Source organism: Cedecea davisae DSM 4568, from assembly GCF_000412335.2.
In the GTDB taxonomy this organism is placed as follows: Bacteria; Pseudomonadota; Gammaproteobacteria; order Enterobacterales; family Enterobacteriaceae; genus Cedecea; species Cedecea davisae.
The window spans coordinates 1-4,508 of record NZ_KE161030.1 but is presented as its reverse complement, the minus strand read 5'-3'; the positions used below and the strand labels follow the sequence as shown (position 1 = coordinate 4,508).

Here is a 4,508-nt window from a genome sequence, read left to right as displayed (position 1 = left end):
GTGGGAAGTGTTGATGGTGATACCACGAGCTTTTTCTTCCGGTGCGTTATCGATCTGGTCGAATGCACGAGCAGAACCACCGTAGGTTTTAGCCAGAACGGTAGTGATTGCAGCGGTCAGCGTTGTTTTACCATGGTCAACGTGGCCGATAGTACCGACGTTAACGTGCGGTTTTTTACGTTCAAACTTTTCTTTAGACATCGATTGTCCCTCTAAGACACGGATAAATCGGTGGTATCACCACATCAACCAGGCATATGCCTGAATTAGCTGAATGCATTAACAGAAGAGAAACAGGGAGGAGATAAAGAAGTGGTGCTGATAGGCAGATTCGAACTGCCGACCTCACCCTTACCAAGGGTGCGCTCTACCAACTGAGCTATATCAGCACATCTTGTTGGAGCGGGCAGTGGGAATCGAACCCACATCATCAGCTTGGAAGGCTGAGGTAATAGCCATTATACGATGCCCGCATCCTGGAACTCGGCTACCTGAATCTTTCTGTAGTGAATATGAGAGGAAGCCTCTCAGTATTCGAGCCGACAAACTAAGTGCTTATCGTCTCGGGCCACGCAATGCGTTGCCGAATATGGTGGTGGGGGAAGGATTCGAACCTTCGAAGTCGATGACGGCAGATTTACAGTCTGCTCCCTTTGGCCGCTCGGGAACCCCACCTGGGGTACTTGATGGTGCCGGCTACCGGAATCGAACTGGTGACCTACTGATTACAAGTCAGTTGCTCTACCTACTGAGCTAAGCCGGCATCAAGTAGCGCGCATTCTAGGAAGACAGAGCCGCTCATGCAACAAAAAAATCGCATAAAATGCACTACCGCTCACATTTTGCGCGAGATCTCGAAAATCTGGCGACTAAAGAAGCAACCCGGAGCAAATTTAACCCACTTCGAATACGTTTTTTCATACCTCGGCTTTTAACCGCGCAATAATCGCCGGCTTTTTCCCGATCAAAGAGGGAATCAGCGCAAACGGACTCATAAGACTGATGTTCTGGCCTAACTGACAACGTGATGTATCCATCGTAATACATCACTGCCGTCGATTTTTTCTTATCGATCTCTCCCTTCCGGTGTTACCCTCCTGCCACTATTGAAAAGTTAAATACGCTACATACCTTTAATCCACGGCGTTTGATTGCATTCGTTAGTGGATGTAGTGCGTAAATTTTGTCCTGAATTACAGGCAGAAGCATGCTTATGAGTAATAAAGAGCAAATGTTAGCAACGACCCCTTATTTAGAATTTAACCGGAGCCAGTGGGCAGCTTTGCGCGACTCGGTCCCCATGACCCTGACAGAAGGGGAAATCGCACGGTTAAAAGGCATTAACGAAGACCTTTCCCTTGAGGAAGTGGCGGAGATTTACCTGCCGCTGTCTCGTCTGCTTAATTTTTATATCAGTTCGAATCTGCGCCGCCAGGCAGTGCTTGAGCAGTTCCTCGGCACTAATGGGCAGCGTATTCCGTATGTTATCAGCATCGCCGGAAGCGTTGCCGTGGGGAAAAGTACGACAGCTCGTGTCTTACAGGCCCTGTTAAGCCGCTGGCCTGAGCATAGACGGGTTGAGCTGATTACCACCGATGGCTTCCTTCATCCGAACAAAGTGCTTAAAGAGCGCAATCTGATGAAGAAGAAAGGCTTCCCTCAGTCCTACGATATGCATCGTCTGGTGAAGTTTGTGTCTGATATTAAATCCGGCGCAACCAACGTCACCGCTCCGGTCTATTCGCACCTGGTATACGATGTTATCCCGGATGGAGATAAAATCGTCGCTCAGCCGGATATCCTAATTCTTGAAGGGTTAAACGTTCTGCAAAGCGGCATGGACTATCCACACGATCCTCACCATGTATTTGTTTCGGATTTTGTGGACTTCTCTATTTATGTGGATGCGCCTGAAGAATTATTACAGAATTGGTATATCAATCGTTTCCTGAAATTCCGTGAAGGTGCGTTTACCGATCCTAACTCTTATTTCCATAGCTACGCAAAACTCTCAGAAGATGAGGCAATTAATATTGCGACTCAGCTCTGGAAAGAAATTAACCTTCTGAATTTAAATCAGAACATACTCCCAACACGCGATCGTGCTAGCCTGATTATGACAAAGAGCGCCAATCACGCCGTGGACTGCGTTAAATTGCGTAAATAGAAAATAAAGGGGGAATACCCCCCTTTATTAATTTGCGCCTCTCAACGAGATCTCGCCGCCAACCCAGGCCTTTATTATTCCGTCCTGTTCCAGCAATAACCCACCCTGCTCATTAATACCGCGGGAAATACCAAGAACTTCTCGTTCCCCGATAATCAATTTAACCGGTCGATTAATGAAATTATCCAGTTTTTCCCAGCGAGGAAGGAATGGAACCAGACTTTCCTGCTCAAACAGCTGAAGCGCTGTACGCAGCTCCTGGATCAGGGTCACTGCCAGCGTATTTCTATTAATGCTTATCCCGGCTTCCTGCAGGTTGATCCAGCCCTGATTAATGACATCGGCCGCTACATTTCTCATGGCGAGATTAATTCCTGCGCCAATGACAATCTGCGCGGCATCGCCGGTTTTACCGGTCAACTCTACCAGGATCCCGGCAAGTTTGCGGTCGTTGAGATAGAGATCGTTTGGCCATTTAACTCTGACATCTTCGGCCCCAAGCCGTTGCAACACTTCTGCCATAACGATGCCGATGACTAAACTCAGACCAATAGCCGCCGCTGGCCCCTGCTCAAGACGCCAGTACATAGAAAGATAGAGATTGGCGCCGAAGGGGGAAAACCACTGGCGCCCTCTTCTACCGCGCCCGGCTTGTTGATATTCGGCTATACAAGCATCACCAGACTGGAGCGTATCGATCCGGTTAAGCAAATATTGGTTGGTTGAATCAATCACCGGTAATACGGCAACTGTTCCTGCAGCAACCTGAGATTTAATAAATGATTCATCCAGGAGTTGAATAGGCTCCGGCAGGCTGTAGCCCTTACCCGGTACGGTAAAGACATCAATGCCCCAGTCCCGCAGAGTTTGAACATGCTTATTGATTGCGGCCCGGCTCATGCCAAGCTGCTCACCCAACTGTTCACCAGAGTGAAACTCACCGTCGGCCAGAATGCTAATTAGCGTCAGAGGGACTTTATTATCTTTCACGCAATCGTCTCCACAGCGCTGACTTCACCCGTGCTGCCAATAAAGCGAACTTCAGGCTCAAGCCAGACATCAAATTTCGCCCCGACCTGTTGGCGGACGTAGTGTGCCAAAGCAATAACATCGGCGCTGCTTGCGCCATCTTCATTAATTATCACCAATGCCTGGTGGCGATGAACGGCTGCCCCACCTATGCGATGACCTTTTAGCTGACATTGATCGATAAGCCAGCCGGCAGCAAGTTTCACGCTGCCGTCCAGCTGAGGATAATGTGGTACGTTAGAAAAGCTGGATAATAACTTTTCAGACTGCTCGGCGGTAATAACCGGGTTTTTAAAGAAGCTACCCGCGTTGCCATTTACTTTAGGATCGGGAAGCTTCGACATTCTCATGTGGCAAACACTATCAAATATTTGTCGTGGGGTTACGCTGGCAGGATCAAGCCTGGTCAGATCGCCGTAGCTCAGTATTGGCTGCCATACTTTAGGAAGACGGAAACCAACGGCCACAATGGCAAAACGGTCCTGATATTCATGTTTGAAGATACTGTCACGATAAGCAAACCGACACTCTTCATTACTCAAACGCAGAGCCTGACCGGTACTCAACTCAATACAGTCCACATAATTGCAGACCTTTTTGATCTCCACGCCATAAGCGCCAATGTTTTGAATTGGCGAAGACCCTGCGCAGCCGGGTATAAGAGCAAGGTTTTCCAGGCCCGGCATCTCCTGCTGTAACGTATATTCAACCAGCTGATGCCAGTTTTCGCCTGCGCCGACATGAAGTAACCATGCATCGTCAGATTCAGTAACCTGAATACCTTTAATACGATTCACAATTACCGTTCCCTCAAAATCCTTCAGGAAAAGAACATTGCTTCCTTCACCCAGAATAAGTACCGGCTGCCCAGCACGAGCGGCTTTCGCCCATGATTCAGTAAGTTGTTGTGCAGATTCAGCAACGACTATCTGCGCTGCATTTGCCTGAATACCGAAGGTATTGAAGGTTTTAAGAGAGGAGTTCATGTCAGCCATTTTCCGGAATATAAACCGAAGTAGTTTACCCGATCCTGCCGGGATTGGCTTGCCTGTCTCCGTATAACGCGCATAGCAAAAGGGCCCAGTCTTTTGACTGAGCCCTTTCACCTGATTTGAATATTTCTTAGAAAGCAAAAAACCCCGGCCTTTCGGTCGGGGTTATTGCTAATTTGATGCCTGGCAGTTGTATGCCGGGCTGTCCTGCCCGTCACCCTGCGGGCAGCCTCCGGCTGTGCAAATCCGTTCCCTACGGATTTGTCCTACTCTCTGAGAGCAGAGTCTGCCAGATAGCAGAAAACAAAAAACCCCAGCCG

The 4,508-nt window shown here is 48.6% G+C and carries 4 protein-coding genes and 4 tRNA genes; 1 reads left to right on the top strand and 7 read right to left on the bottom strand.

Translation table 11 applies throughout. The annotated features are described in order from the left end of the window. From HMPREF0201_RS00040 to HMPREF0201_RS00020, 5 genes are all read right to left on the bottom strand, one after another. A partial coding sequence (locus HMPREF0201_RS00040; RefSeq protein WP_016517376.1) for a GTP-binding protein occupies window positions 1-201 on the bottom strand: 201 nt, incomplete at its 3' end. 112 nt (window positions 202-313) lie between these two features. Next, window positions 314-389 (bottom strand) — tRNA-Thr (locus HMPREF0201_RS00035). Between the two features lie 9 nt (window positions 390-398). Then, a tRNA-Gly gene (locus tag HMPREF0201_RS00030) sits at window positions 399-473 on the bottom strand. Window positions 474-590: 117 nt separating this feature from the next. Further along, window positions 591-675, bottom strand: a tRNA-Tyr gene (locus tag HMPREF0201_RS00025). Window positions 676-687: 12 nt separating this feature from the next. After that, window positions 688-763, bottom strand: a tRNA-Thr gene (locus tag HMPREF0201_RS00020). Window positions 764-1,213: 450 nt separating this feature from the next. Between HMPREF0201_RS00020 and coaA the strand changes: the two genes are divergently transcribed. Beyond that, window positions 1,214-2,167, top strand: a complete 954-nt coding sequence (coaA, locus tag HMPREF0201_RS00015; RefSeq protein WP_071704126.1) for a type I pantothenate kinase — start codon at window positions 1,214-1,216, stop codon at window positions 2,165-2,167. A gap of 27 nt (window positions 2,168-2,194) precedes the next feature. Here coaA and birA read toward each other — a convergent pair whose 3' ends face one another. Together birA and murB are read right to left on the bottom strand one after the other, a co-directional pair. Next, on the bottom strand, window positions 2,195-3,157 hold the full coding sequence (gene birA / locus HMPREF0201_RS00010; protein WP_016517373.1) for a bifunctional biotin--[acetyl-CoA-carboxylase] ligase/biotin operon repressor BirA: 963 nt from the start codon (window positions 3,155-3,157) through the stop codon (window positions 2,195-2,197). Continuing rightward, window positions 3,154-4,182: a UDP-N-acetylmuramate dehydrogenase gene (murB, locus tag HMPREF0201_RS00005; RefSeq protein WP_039899063.1), complete on the bottom strand. Its 1,029-nt coding sequence runs from the start codon at window positions 4,180-4,182 to the stop codon at window positions 3,154-3,156. Before murB ends, birA begins: the two co-directional genes overlap by 4 nt. Window positions 4,183-4,508 lie beyond the last annotated feature (326 nt).